Annotated in this window: 18 protein-coding genes; 7 read left to right on the top strand and 11 right to left on the bottom strand. The window is 67.9% G+C overall.

The features are described from left to right. Nucleotides 1–167: AMP-binding protein (locus GX543_RS18810; protein WP_366929072.1), on the bottom strand; the 167-nt coding region annotated here is incomplete at its 3' end. A 73-nt stretch (nucleotides 168–240) separates the two neighbouring features. Here GX543_RS18810 and GX543_RS12195 point away from each other — a divergent pair. Both GX543_RS12195 and GX543_RS12190 read left to right on the top strand, forming a co-directional pair. Beyond that, nucleotides 241–822 carry a TetR/AcrR family transcriptional regulator gene (locus tag GX543_RS12195; RefSeq protein ID WP_290852179.1) on the top strand — a complete coding sequence of 194 codons (582 nt, stop codon included), beginning with the start codon at nucleotides 241–243 and terminating at the stop codon, nucleotides 820–822. A gap of 183 nt (nucleotides 823–1005) precedes the next feature. Beyond that, the gene (locus GX543_RS12190; protein ID WP_290852176.1) at nucleotides 1006–1971 is read left to right on the top strand and encodes a hotdog domain-containing protein; all 966 of its coding nucleotides are present in this window, start codon (nucleotides 1006–1008) and stop codon (nucleotides 1969–1971) included. A 25-nt stretch (nucleotides 1972–1996) separates the two neighbouring features. Here GX543_RS12190 and GX543_RS12185 read toward each other — a convergent pair whose 3' ends face one another. After that, nucleotides 1997–3019: an LLM class flavin-dependent oxidoreductase gene (locus tag GX543_RS12185; RefSeq protein ID WP_290852174.1), complete on the bottom strand. Its 1023-nt coding sequence runs from the start codon at nucleotides 3017–3019 to the stop codon at nucleotides 1997–1999. A gap of 42 nt (nucleotides 3020–3061) precedes the next feature. After that, a complete protein-coding gene (locus GX543_RS12180) occupies nucleotides 3062–3619 on the bottom strand; it encodes a dihydrofolate reductase family protein (protein ID WP_290852172.1) in 558 nt (185 codons plus the stop codon). A gap of 134 nt (nucleotides 3620–3753) precedes the next feature. Here GX543_RS12180 and GX543_RS12175 point away from each other — a divergent pair, with 134 nt between their 5' ends. Further along, the gene (locus tag GX543_RS12175) at nucleotides 3754–4524 is read left to right on the top strand and encodes a YggS family pyridoxal phosphate-dependent enzyme (protein ID WP_290852170.1); all 771 of its coding nucleotides are present in this window, start codon (nucleotides 3754–3756) and stop codon (nucleotides 4522–4524) included. Between the two features lie 31 nt (nucleotides 4525–4555). On the opposite strand, the gene GX543_RS12170 is transcribed toward GX543_RS12175, so the two are convergent. After that, complete coding sequence (locus GX543_RS12170) at nucleotides 4556–5200, bottom strand: hypothetical protein (protein ID WP_290852169.1); 645 nt, start codon at nucleotides 5198–5200, stop codon at nucleotides 4556–4558. A 160-nt stretch (nucleotides 5201–5360) separates the two neighbouring features. On the opposite strand from GX543_RS12170, the gene GX543_RS12165 reads away from it, so the two are divergent. Next, complete coding sequence (locus tag GX543_RS12165) at nucleotides 5361–5792, top strand: VOC family protein (protein WP_290852168.1); 432 nt, start codon at nucleotides 5361–5363, stop codon at nucleotides 5790–5792. A gap of 10 nt (nucleotides 5793–5802) precedes the next feature. On the opposite strand, the gene thiD is transcribed toward GX543_RS12165, so the two are convergent. From thiD to GX543_RS12145, 4 genes are all read right to left on the bottom strand, one after another. After that, nucleotides 5803–6594, bottom strand: a complete 792-nt coding sequence (thiD, locus tag GX543_RS12160; protein WP_290852167.1) for a bifunctional hydroxymethylpyrimidine kinase/phosphomethylpyrimidine kinase — start codon at nucleotides 6592–6594, stop codon at nucleotides 5803–5805. Between the two features lie 40 nt (nucleotides 6595–6634). Continuing rightward, nucleotides 6635–8020, bottom strand: coding sequence for a wax ester/triacylglycerol synthase domain-containing protein (locus GX543_RS12155; protein ID WP_290852186.1), 1386 nt, complete (start codon nucleotides 8018–8020; stop codon nucleotides 6635–6637). A gap of 86 nt (nucleotides 8021–8106) precedes the next feature. Continuing rightward, complete coding sequence (locus GX543_RS12150; protein ID WP_290852166.1) at nucleotides 8107–9609, bottom strand: HAD-IB family hydrolase; 1503 nt, start codon at nucleotides 9607–9609, stop codon at nucleotides 8107–8109. Further along, a complete protein-coding gene (locus GX543_RS12145; protein ID WP_290852184.1) occupies nucleotides 9606–11960 on the bottom strand; it encodes a glycerol-3-phosphate 1-O-acyltransferase in 2355 nt (784 codons plus the stop codon). Before GX543_RS12145 ends, GX543_RS12150 begins: the two co-directional genes overlap by 4 nt. Before the next feature lie 174 nt (nucleotides 11961–12134). Here GX543_RS12145 and GX543_RS12140 point away from each other — a divergent pair, with 174 nt between their 5' ends. From GX543_RS12140 to GX543_RS12130, 3 genes are read left to right on the top strand one after another with little or no spacing between them, the layout of a single operon-like run. Further along, nucleotides 12135–14057, top strand: coding sequence for a sphingolipid ceramide N-deacylase (locus tag GX543_RS12140; protein ID WP_290852165.1), 1923 nt, complete (start codon nucleotides 12135–12137; stop codon nucleotides 14055–14057). Further along, nucleotides 14054–15400 carry an MFS transporter gene (locus GX543_RS12135; protein WP_290852164.1) on the top strand — a complete coding sequence of 449 codons (1347 nt, stop codon included), beginning with the start codon at nucleotides 14054–14056 and terminating at the stop codon, nucleotides 15398–15400. Before GX543_RS12140 ends, GX543_RS12135 begins: the two co-directional genes overlap by 4 nt. After that, nucleotides 15397–16872: an aminotransferase class V-fold PLP-dependent enzyme gene (locus GX543_RS12130; protein ID WP_290852163.1), complete on the top strand. Its 1476-nt coding sequence runs from the start codon at nucleotides 15397–15399 to the stop codon at nucleotides 16870–16872. The genes GX543_RS12135 and GX543_RS12130 overlap by 4 nt, the downstream gene beginning before the upstream one ends. 21 nt (nucleotides 16873–16893) lie before the next feature. Here the strand turns inward: GX543_RS12130 and GX543_RS12125 are convergent, their stop codons facing one another. From GX543_RS12125 to GX543_RS12115, 3 genes are all read right to left on the bottom strand, one after another. Then, on the bottom strand, nucleotides 16894–18036 hold the full coding sequence (locus GX543_RS12125; protein ID WP_290852162.1) for an acyl-CoA dehydrogenase family protein: 1143 nt from the start codon (nucleotides 18034–18036) through the stop codon (nucleotides 16894–16896). 217 nt (nucleotides 18037–18253) lie between these two features. Then, nucleotides 18254–19447, bottom strand: a complete 1194-nt coding sequence (locus GX543_RS12120; RefSeq protein ID WP_290852161.1) for an Ig-like domain-containing protein — start codon at nucleotides 19445–19447, stop codon at nucleotides 18254–18256. Between the two features lie 252 nt (nucleotides 19448–19699). Continuing rightward, nucleotides 19700–20986 carry an NAD(P)/FAD-dependent oxidoreductase gene (locus GX543_RS12115; protein WP_290852160.1) on the bottom strand — a complete coding sequence of 429 codons (1287 nt, stop codon included), beginning with the start codon at nucleotides 20984–20986 and terminating at the stop codon, nucleotides 19700–19702. Nucleotides 20987–21025 lie beyond the last annotated feature (39 nt).

The raw sequence follows: 21025 nt of genomic DNA, 5'->3' as shown, positions 1-21025 counted from the left end.
GCGACGTGTGTCCCCTTCGCGATTCCGGCGGCGATCAGCCGACTCGCAATGAGATTGGCCCGATCGTTCACCTCGCGGAAGGTCAGCGAGTCGTCACCGACGTACACGGCGGGACGATCGCCGTGCGCCAGCGCGCCCCGGCGGATGAGAGTGGCAGCTAGCGTCATTGTGCTCCTCGATCATGGTCGTCATCGTTAAAACAGATCAATTGGTCTGTTTTGCATCTGTCACTATTGTGACGTGAGCAACGAGCCCCGTCAAGAGCGTGCGATCCGTACCCGCGAGCAGATTCTGACCGGCGCCGTCGAGGTGCTCGTGGAGCACGGGTACGCCGGAATGACCATGCAGCGAGTGCAGTCGGCGGCGGGAGTCAGCCGCGGCGCGCTGACCCACCACTTCGGCTCCATGACTCAGATCGCCGTCGCCGCAGTGGATTTCATCGCCGAGAATCAGTCAGCGGAGATCCGCGGCGCGATCGCCCCGGAGACGTCGATGCTCGATGCGGTCGAGGTGATCCACGAGATCACCCGACGTCCGACCTTTGTCGCCGGCCTCCAGCTCTGGATGGCGGCCCGGACCGAGCCCGCCTTGCGCGAAGCCCTGCAGCCGGGTGCTCACCGACTGTTCGCCGAACTGCGGCAGACGCTCGCTCCGTTCGTCGGCGACGTCGACGACGAGCAGGAGGTCGTCGTCTTCCTCGACGGTCTGCTGAGCCTGTTGCGCGGGCTGGCCATCGGCGCGGTACTGCGCGATCGTCCAGATCGGGAGAAGCAGGTGCTCGCCACCTGGCTCGCGGCCTTCGCCCCGAGCCCCCGCACCTGACGCCCTGCTACACGTGCCGCCGGACGCGTAGCACCCCGGTGACGGCCGCGTTACCGGCCGATCACCGAAATCTCTCACCTCACCCCCGCTGCACTGTGCGTTTGCTGCGTGCTCCACGATTGCCGAACCGCAATCGGGTCTCAGCCCGCAAGCAAGGATCAGCCCGCAAGCAAGGAGAAGCGCATGGAGTCGACCGACCGCGAGATCACCCTACGGTTCATGGCAGCCCCGACCGACGTCGCCACACTCGGCGGCGGCGTCCGCGGAGGGCGGATTCTGGAATGGGTCGACAAAGCGGCCTACGCCTGCGCTGCGATGTGGTCGGGCGGCTACAGCGTGACCGCGTACGTCGGCAACATCAGCTTCGGCCGGGACATCGACTCCGGCGACCTGGTCGAGGTGACGGCCACCCTGATTCACACCGGACGCACCAGCATGCACATCGAATGCACCGTCGCCTCGGCCGATCCCCGCGTCGGCATGTACACCGAGGCCAGCCGCTGCCTGCTGGTGTTCGTCGCGGTCGACGAGGGCAAGCCCACGCCGGTCCGTCAGTGGCGTCCGACCGACCCTGCCGACATCGCCCGATCCGAACACGCGGTCGCTCGCACGCGGGTCCGCGACCAGATCACCGCGGCGATGGCCGACGCCGACTACTCCGCGCCGACCCTCGCCCCCGCAGCCGACACCCGCTTCCTCGCCGCGCCCACCGACGTCAACTGGGGTGGCAACACGCACGGCGGCCGGGTGATGGGCTGGATCGACGACGCCGCGTACCTGTGCGGCACACGCTGGTGCGGCGGCGAGGCGGTCACGGTGTACATGGGCGGTGTCCGCTTCTACCGACCGATCCGCATCGGCCAGGTGGTCGAGATCGCTGCCCGTCTGATCCACACCGGTCGTCAGACCATGCACGTGTCCGTGCACGTCTATGCGTACTGGCCGCGCGAAGGGCGCGACTCCCGACAGCTCGCGGCCCACAGCCTGACCGTGCTGGCGGCCCTCGATCCCAACGGCGACGCCGACGTCACCCCGACGTGGACACCGACGCTACCCGGCGACGTCGCACTCGACGCCCATGCCCGCGAGATGATCGCGATCCGCGGCTCGCGCCGACCGGCGCGCGAGCACCGGATGGTCGAGATCTAGCGACGCGCGTCGGCGGGGCCGGAGCTCAGCGCCAGCCGAGCTCCGGCGCCACGTGAGTCAGCAGTGACTCGATGACGTGCGCGTTGTACTCGACGCCCAACTGGTTGGGCACCGTGAGCAGCAAGGTGTCGGCCGCGGCGATCGCCTCGTCCTCCCGCAACTCCTCGATGAGCTTGTCCGGCTCGGCGGCGTACGTGCGGCCGAAGCGCGCCGTGGAACCGTCGATGACACCGACCTGGTCCTTGCTGGCCTGCCCCCGCAACCCGAAGTAGGCGTGGTCCTCTTCCGTGGTGAGCGGAAAAATGCTGCGGCTCACCGAGACTCGAGGTTCACGCTCGAATCCCTGGTTCTTCCACTCGGCACGGAACCGCTCGATCTGCTCGGCCTGCAGCTGGTGGAACGGCACACCGGTGTCCTCGGTCAGGAGCGTGGAGCTCATCAGGTTGAGACCCTGGCGCGCGGTCCACTCCGCCGTGGCACGACTGCCCGCACCCCACCAGATGCGCTCCCCGAGTCCCGGCGACTGCGGCTCGATCGGCAGCAGGCCGGGCGGGTTCGCGAACATCGGCCGCGGGTTCGGCTGCGCGAAACCCTCACCGTCGATCACCTTGAGGAACACTCCGGCGTGCTGGCGCGCCATGTCCGCATCGCTCTGACCTTCCTTCGGCACGTAGCCGAAGTACTTGTACCCGTCGATCACCTGCTCGGGCGATCCCCGCGAGATGCCCAACTGCAGACGACCACCGGCAATCAGATCCGCGACGCCGGCCTGCTCGGCCATCGCCAGGGGATTCTCGTAGCGCATGTCGATGACGCCGGTGCCGATCTCGATCCGACTGGTCTTGGCGCCGATCGCCGCCAGCATCGGGAACGGCGTCCCGAGTTGGCGGGCGAAGTGGTGGACGCGGAAGTACGCGCCGTCGGCGCCCAACTCCTCGGCCGCGACGGCCAGATCGATGGACTGCAGCAGCGCGTCCGACGCCGACTGGACTTGCGATCCAGGAGTGTCGGACCAGTGACCGAATGACAAGAAGCCGATTTTCTTCACGGTTCCTACAGCGTCGAAGGTGAGCGAACTATTCCGCCGACATCAGGCGGCGCGTCGATAGTGCATCGCGACCGTACCGTTGCTCAGCGGTCGCGTCGAGACCAGTTCGAGACGCCGGGTGCCGGGCAATCCACCCTGGTACAGGGTGGGGCCGTGGCCGACGATCCGAGGCTGGATCAGGAACTGGTACTCGTCGATCAGGTCCAGTCGATCCAGCTCCGTCGCCAGCATGCCGCTGCCGATCAGAACCCCTTGGGGCGTCTGGTCTTTGAGGCCCTGAACCGACGCCTGCAGATCCCCGCCGAGATGATGGGTGTTGGTCCACGAGTAGTCGTGACGCGTGGTCGACACCACGTACTTCGGCTTGGCGTCGAGCTTGCGTGCCCACCCGACGAGCGCCGGTGGCGCCTCGACCTCACCGCGGGCGACCGCGGGCCAGTAGTCCTCCATCATCTCGTAGGTGGTCCGGCCCCAGAGCATCGCGCCGCTCGCGTCCAGCAGCCGGGTGAAGTGGGCGTGCGTCTCATCGTCTGCGATCCCCTCTCGATGGTCGACGCACCCGTCCAGAGTGACGTTGATGCTGAACGTGAGCAGTCCCATGCGACGCCCCTTCCCGGCGGTCGACGACCATCGATTCCTGCGCTGGGTCCATCGAAACACAGGTCCGGGACGCCCCGCCGCGGGTTCAGTCACGCCGACGGACCCCGATTTGGCCGGCCGAGGATAATCGAGCCATGACCGCCTCCGATTCCGCCAAGCAGCCCGAGTACACCACCGCCGTCGAGGTCGCCGACTTCCGGCACAACATCGCGGCGGTGCAGGCCAGGATCGATGCCGCGGCACAGCGGGCCGGACGCGACCCGAGCGAGGTGGAACTGCTACCGGTGAGCAAGACGGTGCCCGAGGAGCGCATCATCAACGCCGTGGCCGCCGGGTGTCGTCGGCTCGGCGAGAACAAGGTGCAGGAGGCCAAACGCAAGCACGGCAATCTCGCGGACCTCGATGTCGCGTGGTCGGTGATCGGCCACCTGCAGACGAACAAGGCCAAGGACGTCGCGGCCTTCGCCGCCGAGTTCCAGGCGCTCGACAGCCTCCGCGTCGCCGAGGCCCTGGACCGTCGACTGCAGGCCGCAGGCCGCGCGCTGGACGTCTACGTGCAGGTCAACACCTCCGACGAAGACAGCAAGTACGGCCTCGACCCGGAGGAGCTCCCCGCACTGCTGAAGCAGCTGCCGAACTACTCGTCGCTCCGCGTGCGCGGGTTGATGACACTCGCCCTCTTCTCCGACGACGCCGAGCGCGTCCGCCCCTGCTTCCAGAAGCTGCGCGGTCTCCGCGACCGGATGCGCGAGGAGAACCCGGACCTGATCGGCGACGGCGGCCTGTCGATGGGCATGTCCGGCGACTACGAACTGGCGATCGAGGAGGGCTCGACGTGCGTCCGCGTGGGGCAGGCCATCTTCGGCGCGCGCGCCACGCCGGACAGCATGTACTGGCCCAGCTGACCGTGTCGGCCTGACACCTCGCGCGACCGCCTCACCGCCCGCGGATCGCCACCGCCCGAGCGATCGCCACGGTCGCCGCCAGTACCAGGAGCACCGCGACGCTCGACGCCACCCAGGTTCCCTCGGTGGTCGCGAACCCGAGGATCCATGCGGCGCCGACGCCTGCGCCCGTTGCCACGGCCGCGCCGGGAATCAGAGCGACGGCCGCCGCCCGAACCGTGGACCGGACCGCGGAGTCGCCCGACAGGCGCAGCACGACAGCGATCGCCACGAGGGCCAGACCATACGCCACCAGCCCGCACGCCGCATAGATCGCAAGGACCGTCGCCGGTGTCGGTGCGGAGTCGATGACGTTGCCGAAGGCGATGAACACCGCGACTCCGACACCGACCGCCGCGCCGACCAGACCGGCGAACACCACGCGGGCGATTCGGTTGTCGGGGGCTCCCGCCATGCTGAACCCCAGGCCCCACAGCACAGCGCCGACCAGCCCGCCGACGACAGCACCGAGAACGCCCGTCGACACCAACTGTTCCGCTGCCGTCGGCATGGCGGCGAACGAGGCGTCGAGTATCTGTCGCCGCGGACTGCCGATAGAACTGAGCCCGCTCCCCAGGGTGGCCGCGAGGAGCGCGACCGCAGCCCCCAGGACTGCGAATCCAAGTGTCTGTCGCACAGCTCTCCCCTCTCCTGAATTACTCGCCACTGCCGGCCGAGGATATCCCCCGTTCAGTCGGCATGCCCAGGATTGCGATTCCGGAATGACGCACCACCGCATCGGATACTCTCGCGACACTCCGCACTCCGCCGCGGAAACCACAGCGAAAGGACCGCCCATGGCGCCCTTGTTCAGTCCGTACCTGACCCTCCCCGGCAACGCCGCGAAGGTCTTCGCGTACTACCGGGAGGTGTTCGGCGGCACGCTCGACCTGATGACATACGGCGACACCGACACCACCGGGTTTCCGTTCACGCCCCCGGACGACGCCGTCGCGCACGCACAGCTCGACGGCGGACTCGTGACCTTGGCCGGCGGCGACGCGGTCGGCGAAGACGACGCCGACCCCCAGGCCCTCGCGTCGGACGTCTACTCGTTCCTCATCAGCCTGGACTCCGTCGCGCAGGCGGAGGCACTGATCGGCGAGTTGACCGCACGCGACGCCGAGATCGCGATGCCCTTCGCGCTGGCCCCGTGGGGCGACCACTACGGCCAGGTCCGCGACCGGTTCGGCGTTCTGTGGGCGCTGGTGGTGCCGGGCGGCGACTGACCCGCGGGTGCTACTGCCCCTGACGCACCGCGGCGAACGGCAGATGGCCGCTCACCCGGGCGGCGATCGCGGCGCCGGTGAACTCCTTGGCGCGACGCGCGGCATCGACCACCGTCGCCCCCTTGGCGAGTTCGGCGGTCACCGCGGCGGCCAGCGTGCAGCCGGCGCCGGAGACCCGCTCGTCGCCGATCTTCGGGGCGCTCAGCACAGTGACGTCGGTGCCGTCGAAGAGGACGTCGACGGCGTCGTCGCCGGGCAGCTCCACGCCACCCTTGGCGAGCACATACCGCGGACCGAGGTCGTGGATCCGGCGGGCGGCCTCGATGAGGTCGTCGACCGTCTCGATGGCGTCCATGCCGGAGAGCACGGTGGCCTCGAACAGGTTGGGCGTCACGACCGTGGCCTGCGGCAGCACCCGGGCGCGCAGCGCGGTATCGGTGTCGAGGGCCGCGCCCGGCTCCTGCCCCTTGCAGATCAGGACCGGGTCGAGGACCACGTGGCGCCACGATTGCTTTGCCAGGGCGTCGGCCACCACTTCAATGGTCGCGGGCGTGCCCAGCATGCCGATCTTGACCACGTCGAGGTCGTACGCCGACGTCGCCGCCTCGATCTGGTCGGCGATCACCTGCGGATCCACCGGGACGAACCGATGGTTCCAGCCGTTGTTGGGATCGAACGAGACGATGCAGGTGATGGTGCCGAGCCCGAACGCACCGAGTTCCTGAAAGGTCTTCAGGTCGGTCTGGATTCCAGCTCCGCCGGTCGCTTCGGACCCGGCGATGACATATGCGAAGTCAACCACGCCTGTAGAAACTACAGGGTCCGTCAAACCCCACGGCCGGTCAGTCGACCACCCTGATCATCCGACCGGTCGGGTCGCCGTCGGCCAGGGCGAGGACCTCGTCGAAGCCCTCGACGACGCAGTCGGCGAACAGATCTTGATCGGTGACGGCCGCGGCGTCGAGGTTGATGCCGAGGCACGCCGTCTGACTGTGGGTGATCATCGTCGCCATCACCGCGCAGCCCGGGAGCGGGCCGAAGGGGAACATCCGCTCCACCTTGGCGCCCGCGACAAATGTCTCCCACGGAATGCCGGGCACGTTGCTGGCCTGCAGGTCGTTCTGCGACGTGGTTCCGCTGAACTGCATCAGCACGGGCCCGGGCAGCCACGCCAGCAACGGACCGATGGCATTGAGGACGTCGACGGCGGGTTCGCCCCGCGCCGCACGCACCTGTTCGCGGATGGTCAGCACGCGCTCGAACGGATCGTCGATGCCGACGGGACCGGCCAGGCGGCCGACGGCGATCCGGTTGCCGCCTTCGGGATCGTCGGGTTTACGGACCGAGATCGGAATCGCGACGGGAATGGTCTCGACCGGGGTCCCCATCTTCTCGTGGTAGCGGCGGAACCCGCCGATGAGACCGCCGAGGTAGACGTCGTTGACCGAGGCCCCAGAGGACTTCGCCGCGGCGTGCAGCGCCGAGAACGGCACCTCGAAGGCCAGGAATCGCCACGAGAGGCTGCGCCCGGCGAGCAGCGGCGATCCCGGCGGGCTGATCATTCCGGCGACGCGCGGCACCGACCGGCCATAGCGCAGCACTCGACTCAACGCCTTCTTTGGATCGGTCAGGGCGCGGACGCCGTCGAACGCCATCTCGGCGAGCTTCGGCACCCGGCGGACCTCCTCACCCACCTGACGGGTCAGGACGTCGAGGGCCGACAATTCCTTGGGGACCGGCGGCGCGGGCTGCGGCTTGCCGGGGATCGGATCTCGCGTCGTCGAGTGCAACTGCGCCAGCACCCGGATGGCACCCAGCCCGTCGGTGAGGGCGTGGTGCCCTTTCAGCAGGTAAGCGGTCTTGCCGTCGGCCAACCCGTCGATCAGATAGCCCTCCCACGGCGGTCGTGCCGAATCGAGCGGGGTCATCGCCAACTGCTCGCACAGGGTGAAGAGGTCGGCCATCGTGCCGTCGCCCGCCAGGCGGACGCGTCGCAGGTGGTAGTGCAGGTCGAAGTCGGGATCCACCTCCCAGCTCGGCGTGCCGGTGTGCAGCGGCGACTCGATCACCCGCTGGCGGAACCGGGGGGCCATCCGACTCCCCCAGTCGTGCGCGGCGACGAGTCGGTCCCAGTCGGGCTCGGTGTCGTAGATCTCGACCATCGAGATGGTCGAGCGCATCCGGCGGTCGGCGTCACCGCGCCACATGACGGTGTCGACCGCGCTCATCTCCGTCTCGGTCCCCCAGTCGAGCGGGCGGTCTTCCGGCTTCGTCTTCTGGTCGGCCGCCCCGGCTGCCGTTGCGTCGTGTTCGGTCACTTGCCTGCCTCCCGCCATTCGAAGACGCCCATCGTCCGAGTCATGCGGCCGTCGGCGTAGGCCGTCACCGGCCAGTCCGCGAGCGCGTCGAGAAATTGCTGTCGCACTTCTTCGGCGTACTCGCCCGCCTTCTCGGGCACCCACGACGACGTGTCGATGGGTGGCAGCACCCGGACCTCCACGGTGCCGGGTTTGATCAACTGCGCGCCGCGCCACATCAGCTCACCGGCGTTCCGCAGCACCACCGGGACCACGGGCACCCCCGCGTTCATGGCGATATGGAACGGCCCCTTCTTGAACGGCCCGATCCGCGGCGTGGCCGAACGGGTGCCCTCCGGCGCCACGACGAGTGAGAAGCGCTCCTCCTCGATCTTCTTGACCACCGGCGCCAATTGCTCGATCGCGCGGCCGGCATCGGCCCGGTCGATGAAGGCGACCCCGCCCAGCTGCAGGATCTTGCCGAACAGCGGCAGGTCGCGGATCTCCTTCTTGGCCACGCCGGTGGCGTCCTGACGAATCAGGTGGATCATCACCGGGAGGTCGAGTTTGGACTGGTGATTGAAGACGAACACGCACGGCCTGGCCGCGGTGAGGTTCTCGCGGCCGTCCAGCACCTCGACGTTGACCCCGGCGACCGCGAAGCCGGTGTCGATGCCCGCCGAGACCGACTGCTGCATCGTCTCCGTACCGTCGTCGCTCACCAGGCCTTTCGCGAAGCCCACCGCCGCGCTGCCGAGGAACGACCCGTAGAAGGCGGTGGTCCGCGCCAGCATGCCGAGGCGGTTGTACGACGGATTGTGCATGTCGAGGATGGGCCAACCCCGAGACTCGGCGACCGCGCGCAGTTCGCGCTGCGGTGAAACCGCCGCCGGGTGCCCCACCGACTCCAGATAGGGCACGTCCTCGTTGCCGTCGCTGTAGGCGAACGACGCCGCCAGGTCGAGGTCGTACTCCTTGGCCAGTCGCCGAACGGCGGCGGCCTTGCCCGGTCCCCACAGCGGACGGCCGAGGATCCGCCCGGTCACGATGCCGTCGACCACCTCGACATCGGTCGCGAGGGCGTGATCGGCGTCGATCTGTTTGGCGATCGGCTCGATCTGGAACCGGGTTGCCGACGATGCGATGACGATGCGATGTCCCTTGGCCCGGTGCGCCCGCAGCACCTGCCACATCTGCGGTCGCAGCTTGGCCGCGGTGTCCTGTTTGAAGAGCTGCTCGCCCATCTCCAGCAGTTCGGCGTAGGTCTTGCCCGCGAACGCCGGTTTGGTGGCTTCGAGCACCTCGGCGTAGTCCTGCTCCGACGAGCATCCGCGCAGCCCGATCATCAATCCGTCGAGCAGTTCACCGGTGGTGAACTCCATGCTGCGCAGCCGAGCGCGCAGGATCGCGGTGGCCGAGAAGCCCTCCAGAAGCGTGCCGTCGTAATCGAAGAAGGCGCAGACCTTCTTTCCTGACGGGGCGGCGTTGATCTCTCGCAGCCGATCGGCCAATGCACTCACTGATCGGACTCCTTCTGGCGGTCGGCGACCGCACGAACGTCACTGGACTCGATGTCAGCAGCCCGGTCCTCGGCCTCACGGTCGTCAACACAACCGGCCGCGGCCTGCTCGGCTTCGATCGCCGCCAGTCGCACCAGTCGCGCACGCATGGTCTCGACCTCGGCCAGCCAGGCATCACGCGCCTGCGCCACGTCGTCGAACGACGATCCGCCGACCGCACCGCGATTGTCGGCCAGACGGTACGCCGCGTCGTACTGTTCCCGCGAGACCGAGTCCTTGCTGTGAACGACGCCCTGCATCGACAGCTGCCGTCCGAGCCCCAGGCAGTCGGCCAGCACCGCCTCCTTGTCGCGCTCCTGGGCGCCGAGGGCGACCAGGTAGCGGGCGACCACGAGCTGCGAGTCGAAGAAGGTCTGGAGGGTGCGCCGCGCGAAGAGCTGTCCGGCACCCGCGAGCAGAGCCGTGTGCACCCATTCCTTGCTCGGCGGCGAGACACGCCACCCGGGTGCGATCAGATCGGTCTCCGCACCGAGTCGGTGCAGGAACTCCTTCTTGGCGGGAAAGAAGAATTCGAACTTCAGCAGGTCGCGGATCCGCAGCGCCTCCTGCTGCGCGGGACCCAGCAATCCCTCCGACGGGTCGGCCTGCGCATCGGGCGCCGGGCCGCCTTCCACCACGTCGCCGTCCGAGACTGCGAGCATGCCGAGCTCGACGATCGCACGGTCGACGAAGTGGTGCAGTGCACCGTTGCGGTAGTAGGCGGCCACCGCGTGGTTGTCGGGGGCGATCGACCAGATCTGCTCGGGCCCGCCGTCGAAGGTCTCCAGCACGCCGGCGTCGGTGAGCTCACTAAGCGTGTCGAGGAGGCCCAGACCGCGACACAGCGCGGGGTCCGGGCCGGGCAGCGACCGCGCGTCGATGTAGTCCAGGAGCGGTGCCAGGATCACCTCGATCTCGCGCGCCGTATACGCCCGATCCTCAGCGCCGAGCAGCGCGAATCCCGCGAGCGAGGTCGCCGAGATGGGAGTGGCGGCGTTGATCTCGTCCATCACCTTGAACGCGACCTTCTCGAGCCGCACCCGACCGCTGCCCGCGTCGTTCAGCGCGGTCCGCAGCGAGAAGGGCTCGCCGAATCGCACCCGGGCCTCGCCGCGATAGGTGCGCTGGCCGCGCGCGTACTTCAACAGCCACTTGAGGTCTTCGGGAGTCTTGGTACCGCCTGCGGATTCCTTCGCCATCGCGGCGATCTCGGGCAGTTGGTCGTAGACGATCGAGGTCGGGACCACCATCACGTCGGCGTCGTCGAGCGCCTCGACGGCATCGGCGACGTAGGCCAGCAGGCCCAGCATCGGCGGTCGCAGCTTGCCGGTGCGACTGCGTCCGCCCTCGATGTACCACTCGAGGTTGAACCGCTTCTCGACGATGAACGACAGATACGACCGCATGGCCAGCTTGTAGACCGGATCCGAACCGAACTTGCGACGGATGAAGATGGTGCCTGCACGACGGGCGATGGGCCCCATCGGCCAGAACGCCAGATTCTCGCCGCCGAGGACCAGGTTGGGCGGAAAGTCGTGCTGCTCCAGCACACTCGCCAGGATCAGCGAATCGACGTAGCTCCGGTGCGACGGCAGGAACACCAGCGAACTCGACTTGTTCAGTTCCCGCAGCCGACTCAGGGTGTCGAGGTCCACCGACACCGACCAGGCTCGCTCGTACAGCCCGCGAAAGGTGGTGGTGAACACGTCCTGCACCAGTCGGCTCTGGGTCGCGACGAACGTGCCCATCTTGTCGGTGGCCTCCTGCGCCACCGACGCCGCCGTGCGACCGAGGTCCACGGCGAGCTCTGCGGCCGCAGCTTGGAACCGGGCGGACGAGCTGATCTGTTCGGCCACCAGCCGCGGAACCTTGTACCGCGTACCGATGAGCTCGAGTTCGGCACGCTCAGCCGAGAGCGCGGCACGCATGCCGACGAAGGCCGCGAACGACTCCCCCTCGGCCTGCTGCTCGCCGTACCGCGCGCCGAGCTCGGCGACGCTGGCCGCCGCACCCTGAACCACCCGAACACGAGCCGGACTCTGTCTGCGGATCGCCTGCTGTCGAAAGGCAGGCGGCTTGCGCGGGTTCGACAGGACGATCGCGTCGGCGAGCGCCACCCTGCGCTCGCCGCGGCGCACCGGCGGCAGCCACACCACGCGGGCCGGGATCAGCACCGTCTCAGGGTCCAAACCGGCGATGTCGACCTCGTCGAGGGTGCCGACCCAAGCGCCGGGGTACTGCCTCGCCGCCCACTCCGACACCATTTCGTGCTCGATGTCGGTCCGCACGTCGGCCAACACGATGTCGCCCACATTCCACCCCTCCCAGAACGTCCCGCCTGCATCGTCATGGCAGGTGACGGCTGTCATTGTCGCTGATTTCACACCGCGGCGGATCCGATTGGGCACGAAAACTCCGGGACGGCCCACACGCCGGTGAGTCGATGGGACTACCCACCGAAGTTGATCATCTGATCTACTAGCCGTGTGACCACTGCCTCAACTCGACGCCCGTTGTGGCGCGTCGCCGTCGCCGTGTTCGCGGCGATCGCGATGCTCGCCGCGCCGGCAGCCCTGATCCCGACGTCCGGACCGCTGGCCAACGCCGCGCCGGGCGAGCCCGCCTACGACCTCGCAGGCAAGTGCCTGCGACTGACGGACAACACCGGCCGCGCACTGCCCGGCACCGGGCCGTCGACCGCCAAGGCAGCGGCGCTGGGCGCCTTCCTGTTCTACGACACCGCCGGAAAGCTCCTCACCTCGAGTGACGGCAAGCTGGTCCGCGAGGCGAAGCCGTCGTCGGCCGCCATCTGGAAGGTTCATCGTGCAGGCGACGACTACCGCCTGACGTCGTCGAGCGGCAAGGTCCGCACCGTGCGCCTGGCCGAGGCGAGCGGTTGTCGTGCCTTCCCCGAGGCAGAGCTGAACGTGAGCGGCGAGCCGCACACCGGCACCGACGCGAACGGCAACCTCGCGGGCTTCGCCGACTCGCACGCACACCTGATGGCCGAGCAGTTCCTCGGCGGCGCGCTGCACTGCGGCAAGCCCTTCAGCCCGCTCGGCATCACCGACGCGCTCCAGGACTGCCCCGACCACGGCACCGACGGCATGCCCGCGCTCGCGGAGCACATCCTGTCCGAGCCCGGCCCGCACGACACCCAGGGCTGGCCCACCTTCCGCGACTGGCCGCGGTACAACTCACTGACCCACGAGCAGACCTACTACCGCTGGCTGGAACGTTCGTGGCGGGCGGGCCTGCGCGTGCTGAACAACTACTACGTTCAGAACCGCGTGCTCTGCGAGATCTACCCGCTGAAGAACCAACCGTGCAACGAGATGGACACCGTCCGCATTCAGCACCGCAACCTGCTGAAGCTGCGGGACTACATCGACGCGCAGGCCGGCGGCCCCGGCCGCGGCTTCTTCCAGATCGCGACCAACGAAGCCGAGATGCGCCGCATCGTCGAGTCCGGCAAGCTGGCCGTCACGCTCGGCATCGAGATCTCGGAGCCCTTCGGCTGCGGACAGTCGTTCGGCAAGGCCGAGTGCAGCACCCGCGACATCGACCGCGGCCTCGACGAACTGCACAAGATCGGCGTGCGCCAGGTGATCCTGACGCATAAGTTCGACAATGCGCTCGGCGGAGCCCGCATGGACAGCGATCTCACCGGTGTCGGCGTCGAGATCGGTCAGGTCTACGCCGGCGGCGGTCTGTGGCAGACCGAGCCGTGCCGCGGCGAGCTGAAGGACAACATCCCGCCCGCAGGCGCACCCGGACAGTGCAACATCCGCGGCCTGTCGAAGCTCGGCGAGTACGCGGTCGACGCCGTCATCGACCGCCGCATGGTGATCGACGTCGATCACCTGTCCGCGAAGTCGTCCAAGCGCATGCTCGACATCCTCACCGCGCGCAAGTACCCGGGCGTCGTCTCGTCGCACAGCTGGACCGACGACAAGAACTACAAGCGCATCCTGGCGAACGGCGGCGTCCTCGGCCTCTATGCCAACAGCGCGGCCAAGATCGAAGGCGACGAGATGAGCGAGTCGTTCATCGACAAGTGGCGCATCGCCCGTGCGGCAGCGCCGGCCGGCTCGTTCTTCGGCATCGGCTTCGGCCCGGACATGAACGGACTCGGCATGCAGGCCGCGCCGCGGCCCGACGCCAAGACCAAGCCCGTGCGCTACCCGATCGTGATGCCCGACGGCACCAAGGTCAGCAAGCAGCGCACCGGCCAGCGGACCTTCGACGTGAACGTCGACGGCAACGCCCACTACGGCCTGATCCCGGATTGGATCGAGAGCCTTCGGGTGGAAGGCGGCAAGGACGGCGATGCCATCGTCGCCGACCTGTACCGCGGTGCCGAGGTCTACGCCCGGATGTGGCACAACGTGGAGGCCTACGGCCGGTGACCGATGCCGAGACCGCGCCCGCGGCACTACCCCGCAGAGTCACCGCGGGTTTTGCCGCGGGCAGTCTCGGCACCGGCGGGTTCGGGGTCCTGCCCGGCCTCGTCCTCGCCTACTACCTCACCGACACGCTCGCCGTCAGTGCCCTGCTGGCGGCGGCGGTGGTGGTGATCCCGAAACTCGTCGACGTCCTCATCAATCCGATCATCGGGGCACGCAACGATCGCGCGTTCGCCGCCACCGGAACCCGCACGCGACTGATGTGGACCGGGACGGTCACGATCGTCCCGTTGTTCATCCTCACTTTCTGCGCGCCGACCGGACTGCCGCCGGTGGTCGCCGCGCTGTGGGTCCTGTTCTTCTTCACCGCGGCGGCCGTCGCGTACGCGTGCTTTCAGGTCCCCTACGTCGCGTTGCCCACCGACCTGACTCGCGACTACCACGCCCGCACCCGATTGATCTCCGCTCGGATCGCGGTCCTGGCCCTGGCCATTCTGCTGATCGGCGCCGGGGCGCCCGCGATCCGCAACGCGCTCGGCGGCGGCGCGCTCGGGTACGCCGTGATGGCCGCCGGGTCGGTGGCGGTCATCGCCTGCGGGATGGCGGTCTCGACGTCCATCGCCGGTGCCGCTGCGCGACGACCGCCCGCCGCCGTCGTCGCTCCCCTGCCTCAGGTCGACGGCCGAGAAGCCTTCCGCGCCGCCCGTCGGCACCGCCACTACCGGATCCTGCTGTCGGTGTTCGTGATCCAGGCACTGGCCAGCGCCGTGATGCTCGCGGGGGCGCAATACCTCGCGACCTACGTTCTCGACGATCCCGACGCACTCACCCCGCTGTTCGTCGCGCTGGTGGCCCCCGCTCTGCTGGTGATGCCGCTCTGGGTGCGCGTCGGTCGCCGCTTCGGCAAGCTCCGCGGCCTGTTCGTCGCCTCCGGGGTCTTCTTGCTGGCGGACCTGATCCTTGCCGTCGCCATCAGCGCTCCCGGCCCGTGGGTGTTCGCGGTGGTCGCCCTCACCGGTGTCGGCTACGCGGGCATGCAGACCTTCCCGCTCGCCATGCTGCCCGACGTGATCGACGAGCACACCAGCGAAACAGGTCGTGATCAGGGTGGAGCCCTGGCCGGACTGTGGACGGCGGGCGAGACGCTCGGCATGGCGGTCGGCCCCGGCGTCTACCTCCTCGTCCTCGCTGCCACCGGCTTCGTCTCGTCGTCCGCCGACACGGTCGCCGATCAGCCGCGCAGTGCCGTCGTCGGCATCACCGCGGGCTTCTCCCTGTTGCCCGCGGTGCTGGTGGCGATCAGCATGGTGATCCTGACCCGCTACCACCGAAAGGCACCCCGATGAGCAGCGACGCCGAAGCGGTGATCAGCGAACTCCGGCGACTGCGGGAGTCGGATGCGCCGACGCACGGCGGTCGGATCCTGTCGTACGTGTACGACAGCGGACTGGCCGAGCTCGACGCCCTCGCGGCCGAGGCCGCCGATCTGGTCCGCCCGGTCAACGGGCTCGATCCGACGGTCTTCGGATCGGTCGCCGCGATGGAGCGCGACTTGATCTCGTTCGCGCGCACCGCGTTCGGCGCACCCTCCGCGGTCGGCACGGTGACCTCGGGCGGTACCGAGAGCTGCCTGCTGGCGGTGCTCGCAGCCCTCAAGTCGAGCGGCGTCGAACGGAACCGGGCCAACGTGGTCGCACCGTCCACCGTGCACGCAGCGTTCAGCAAAGCCGCCGAGACGTTCGGCATCGAACTGCGTCGCGTGCCCGTCGACCCGACCACCACTGAGGTCTCGGCCTCCGCGATGGCCGCGTGCATCGATGACGCGACGGTCCTGCTGGTCGCGTCGGCGCCCAACTATCCCACCGGGGCGATCGATCCGATCGCCGAGATCGGGGCGGTGGCCCTCGAGCACGACCTCCCGTTCCACGTCGATGCGTGCCTCGGCGGCTTCGCCCTCGCGTGGTGGCCCACCGATCTCCCGTCGTGGGATCTGGCGACTCCGGGGGTGACGAGCCTGTCGGCCGACTTCCACAAGTACGGGTACTCGCCGAAGGGCGCGTCGATCCTCCTGCACACCGACCGCAACCGTCACCGCGCCGGGTTCTTCGCCACCGCCGACTGGCCCGGCTATCCGATTGTGAACCCGACCCTGCTCGGCTCGCGCTCCGCGATGGGCACGGCGTCGGCCTGGGCCATCGCCCGTCGTCTCGGAACCGACGGCTTCGCCGCACTGGTCACGGACATCGCGGCGGCGCGCGAGGTACTGGTGGACGCGGTTCGCGAGATCGACGGACTGCGCGTCGTCGGCAGTCCCCAGGGGCCGGTGTTCTCCGTCGCCGCCGATCTCGACGCCGCGACCGCCGTCGACCCCCACCGGTGGGCCGACGAGGTGGCCTCGCGCGGATTCACCCTGCAGGCGCAGCCTCGCTATACCCAGGCGGACGGTTCCGAGTTGCGCCCGAGCACGCATCTCACGGTGACTCCGGTGACCCGCACGGTGGTCGGCGACCTCGTCGCCGCAATGCGCGAGGCCGCCGACGCGGCGCGCGGTCTCCCCGGACCGGAGGCGCCGGCTCCGCTCCGAGAGTTGGCGACAGCGTTCGAATCCGGTGCCGTCTCGGTTGCCGATGCGCTGGCATTGGACTCCGCGGTCACCGAATCCGTGCTGGTGGGCGCTGGAATCGACCCGCACACCGATCCGTCGCAGGCCTCAGATGCCCTTGACATCGGCGCGGTGATCGCGGCGATCGATGTCCTGCCGCGGCCGGTGACCGCGAAAATGCTCACCGAGTTCCTCGCCGCGTTCACCAACCCGTGAGGTCAGGCCCGGTCGATCACCTCACAGCGAGCGGGAGATGATCTCCTTCATGATCTCGTTGGTGCCGCCGTAGATCATCTGGACTCGGTTGTCGGCCCACATGCGGGCGATCGGGTACTCGTTCATGTAGCCGTACCCGCCGAACAGCTGCAGGCAGGTGTCGGCCACCTGCATCGCGCGGTCGGTGGTCCACCACTTCGCCATGGCGACCGTCGGAATGTCGAGTTCCCCGCGCAGGTGCTGCTCCATGCAGTCGTCGAGGAAGACGCGGGCCACGTGCGCTTCGGTCGCCACCTCGGCGAGCTTGAACTTGGTGTTCTGGAATCCGAAGACCGGGCGACCGAACGCGGTGCGCTCCTTGGTGTACGCGAGGGTCTTTTCGAGCGCGACCTCCATGCCTGCCACCGACGCGACGGCGATGATCAGGCGCTCCTGCGGAAGCTGCATCATCAGCTGCACGAAGCCCTGGCCCTCTTCAGTACCCAGCAGGTTCGACTGCGGAACACGGACGCCGGTGAAGTTCAGTTCGGCGGTGTCCTGACCGCGCATGCCCACCTTGTCGAGGATTCGGCCACGGCTGAAGCCTTCGCGCTCGGTCTCCACGAGGATCAGGGACATGCCCTTGGAGCCCTCTGAGGTGTCCGTCTTCGCGACGACGATCACCAGGTCGGCCTGACCGCCGTTGGTGATGAAGGTCTTGGAACCGTCGATGACGTAGTCGTCGCCGTCCTTGACCGCCTTGGTCTTGACGCTCTGCAGGTCGGAGCCGGTGCCTGGTTCGGTCATCGCGATCGCGCCGACCACTTCGCCCGAGGCCATCTTGGGCAGCCAGTGCTTCTTCTGCTCTTCCGAGCCGTACGCCAGGATGTAGTGCGCGACGATGCCGTTGTGCAGGCTCTGCCCCCAGGCCGAGTCCACCACGCGGGCCTGTTCCTCGATCAGGACGGCCTCGTGGGCGAAGGTTCCGCCACCGCCGCCGTACTCCTCCGGGATCGACATGCACAGCAGGCCGACCTCGCCGGCCTTGGTCCAGAGCTCACGGTCGACGTGATGCTGCTCGATGTAACGCTCCGAATTCGGCGCGATCTCCTTCTCACAGAAGGCGCGCGCCATATCGCGCAGCGCAGTGAGGTCTTCGGTCTCCCACGAAGGACGTCGTGCCATGAATTCAGCTACCTATCTCGTTTGCGTCTGTTGACGATGGATTCGCCCAGCACCCCGAGACTATACACACGTATCGGGAGTGCGGGCCTCAGCGATCGTAACATCGCTCAATGGCATCGTCACGATCGGCCGTCCACGAGCCCCGACGACGATGGGCCCGGAACCATGAGGTTCCGGGCCCATCGATCAGGTCTGCGGCGTCAGCCGCGGCGGAGTGCTAGGCGTTGCCCTTCTTCCACGTCGACCACGGGATGTTCCAGTCACCGAGGCCGTCGGTACCCGGCAGGGTCGGCCCCACGGTGTTCTTGACCGTCACCGGGTCGCCGCGCAGCGTGTTCTGCAGAATCCAGAGCGCATTGTCCGGACTGAGATTCAAGCAGCCGTGACTCTGGTTCGAGCTGCCCTGCGCCCACATCGACCAGGGCGCCGAGTGGAAGTAGATGCCGCTGTAGGACATCTGCGTCGCGTAGTCGACCGGCGTGCGGTACCCGTCGGCCGAGCCGACCGGCACACCGTAGGTGGACGAATCCATGATCATGTTGTCGAGGCGATCGCCGACCAGGTAGATGCCGTTGTCGGTGGGCGTCGAATCCTTACCCATCGAGGTCGGCATGGTCTTGATGGTCTTACCGTTGCGGACCACCGTCACCTGCTTGGTGTTGTCGTCGGCGAACAGTTCCATATGACGTCCAACGGTGAACGACGACGACGAGTTCTCCTCGCCGAACAGGCCGTCACCGAGGTCCATTCCGAAGATGTTGACCTTGACGTTCACCTTGGTGCCGGTCTTCCAGAAGTTCTCCGGACGCCACCGCACTTCGCGGTCGCTGAGCCAGTAGAACGCGCCCTCGACGGCGGGAGTGGTGGTGATCTTGATGGCGTCCTGAGCCGCCTTGCGGTCCGGGATCGACTCGTCGAAGCGAACGCCGACCGGCTGGCCGACGCCGACGGTCTCACCGTCGGGCGGGCTGATGTACGCCATGGTCACGTTGTTGGGAGCACGCGTCCGGAAGGCACTGGTGCTCGTGGTCTTGCCACCGACACCGATCGCGTCAGCGGTGATCGAGTACCGCTTGCCATAGCCGAGCGGCTCGGCGCTGGTCCACTTCGTGCCGTCGTCGCTGAGGGTGCCCTTGATCGGCGAACCGTCAGACTTGGGAATGGTGACCTTGCTGATCGCACCCTCGGTGGCCGTCACGACGATCGGGCGACCCGGCTGCACACCGACCTCGCCCTTCGTCAGCTGATCGCCCGCCTCATCGGTGATCGTGATGGCAGGCTTGACCATGTCCCCGAACTCACCATTCGCGTGAACGGTCTCCTCGTAGCTGCTGCACGACGAGACCAACGCGATGGCAGCGAGAAAGACAATGACCGTGGTGGCCTTACGGCCGTGCCCACGATCGCGCATCCGACGAAAACGCATTGTGCTCCCAAGAAGTCATTCATCACGGTCCACAGAAAGCGGACCCGGTACCGGTTCTCCAGTGTACGGAACCACCACGACCGCCTCCACATCGGCGCGTGTGGAGCGCCACACATCATTCAGGCAATCGACGATTACACCGAAATCGCAGCTGAGACCGCACATCACAGGGCTGCGAACGTGAATCTGAACTTGAGGTTCAGTCGCTCACCCGGCTGCCAGATCGTGTCGTCGCGGCTACGCGGCAAGGTCGTCGCGTTCATCCGTGCGGAGGACAGCCGAAGGCACTGGAACGGACTGGCCCGCCACCTCGATCTGAGCGAAGCCCGGACGTGCCTTTCCAGCGAACGACCGGAACCACGACAGCACGGCACCGACCCGATTGCGGAAACCGACAAGGTACAGGAGGTGGACACCGAGCCAGGTGAACCAGCCGAGGATGCCGGTCAGCTTGATCCCCATCGGCGCGTCGACCACCGCGTTGTGACGGTTGACGACGGCCATGCTCCCCTTGTCGAGGTAGGAGAATCGCGTTCCGCGCGGAGTCGCGCCCCGGACCATGTCCGCCGCGTGACGCCCCTGCTGCATCGCCACCGGGCTCTGTCCCGGGTAGTTGTTCAGGCTCGTCATGTCGCCGATCGCGAAGATGTCCGCACGACCGCCGACGGTGAGATCGGGGTTGATCAGGAGGCGTCCGGCCCGATCGGTGTCGCACCCGGTCGCCTCGGCGATGACCGCCGCGAGCGGCGTCGCCTTGACGCCGGCGGACCACACGACGGTCTTGGCCTCCAGCACCTGCTCTTGGCCGTCCTGATCGCGAATCGTGACGCTCCCCCCTTCGATATCGGTCACGAAGGTGCCGGTGAGAATGTCGACGCCTGCACCTTCCAGGGTCTTGCGCGCGAAGGCCGAGAGCCGACCCCCGTACACGGGCAGGACGTCGCCCGCACCCTCCACCAGGTAGACCTTCGCCGGCGCGTCGGTGAAGTAGCGAGCACCCAGTTCACGGATCTGCCCGGCGACCTCGACGCCGGTCGCGCCGCCGCCGACCACCACGAAAGTGTGGGCGGCTTCGTCGCCCACCGGGGCGTTGAAGCAGTCGTACAGGTGCTCGCGCAGGCGCACGGCGTCGTCGAGCGTTTTGAGCGAGAACGTGCGGTCCGCCCACTCGTCATGACCGAAGTATCCTTGGCTGGCGCCCGCGGCCACGATCACGTACTCGTACCCGATCTGCTCCGCGCCATCCGCAGTCTCATACGTCAGCACCTTGTTCGCCGCGTCGACCGCGGTGACTCGCCCGTGAACGACGTCGACGGTCTTCTTGTCGGCCAGCACCTCGGCGATGGGCGGCGCGATCTCCTCGGAGTTCAGGACGCCGGTGGCCACCTGGTAGAGCAGCGGCTGAAAGAGATGTTCGGGCGTCGCGGAGATGAGCACCGTCTCGACGTCGGACTTCGCGAGCTGCTTGGCCGCGGCCAGGCCGCCGAATCCCGAGCCGATCACGACAACATCGGTGCTGCGCATTTCTTCACATCTCCCAACTGATGGACTGCCGAACTACTG

Origin of the sequence: Gordonia sp. (in: high G+C Gram-positive bacteria), from assembly GCF_012515855.1 — a bacterium.
In the GTDB taxonomy this organism is placed as follows: Bacteria; Actinomycetota; Actinomycetes; order Mycobacteriales; family Mycobacteriaceae; genus Gordonia.
This window is presented reverse-complemented; position numbering and strand designations above follow the sequence as displayed.

What these genes read in the sequence shown, in the direction of transcription:
- GX543_RS12120 (WP_290852161.1), bottom strand. Translation starts at nt 19,447, where the DNA reads ATGCGCGATCGTGGGCACGGCCGTAAGGCCACCACGGTCATTGTCTTT.
- GX543_RS12115 (WP_290852160.1), bottom strand. Translation starts at nt 20,986, where the DNA reads ATGCGCAGCACCGATGTTGTCGTGATCGGCTCGGGATTCGGCGGCCTG.
- GX543_RS12190 (WP_290852176.1), top strand. Translation starts at nt 1,006, where the DNA reads ATGGAGTCGACCGACCGCGAGATCACCCTACGGTTCATGGCAGCCCCG.
- GX543_RS12130 (WP_290852163.1), top strand. Translation starts at nt 15,397, where the DNA reads ATGAGCAGCGACGCCGAAGCGGTGATCAGCGAACTCCGGCGACTGCGG.
- GX543_RS12125 (WP_290852162.1), bottom strand. Translation starts at nt 18,036, where the DNA reads ATGGCACGACGTCCTTCGTGGGAGACCGAAGACCTCACTGCGCTGCGC.
- GX543_RS12165 (WP_290852168.1), top strand. Translation starts at nt 5,361, where the DNA reads ATGGCGCCCTTGTTCAGTCCGTACCTGACCCTCCCCGGCAACGCCGCG.
- GX543_RS12155 (WP_290852186.1), bottom strand. Translation starts at nt 8,020, where the DNA reads ATGAGCGCGGTCGACACCGTCATGTGGCGCGGTGACGCCGACCGCCGG.
- GX543_RS12175 (WP_290852170.1), top strand. Translation starts at nt 3,754, where the DNA reads ATGACCGCCTCCGATTCCGCCAAGCAGCCCGAGTACACCACCGCCGTC.
- GX543_RS12180 (WP_290852172.1), bottom strand. Translation starts at nt 3,619, where the DNA reads ATGGGACTGCTCACGTTCAGCATCAACGTCACTCTGGACGGGTGCGTC.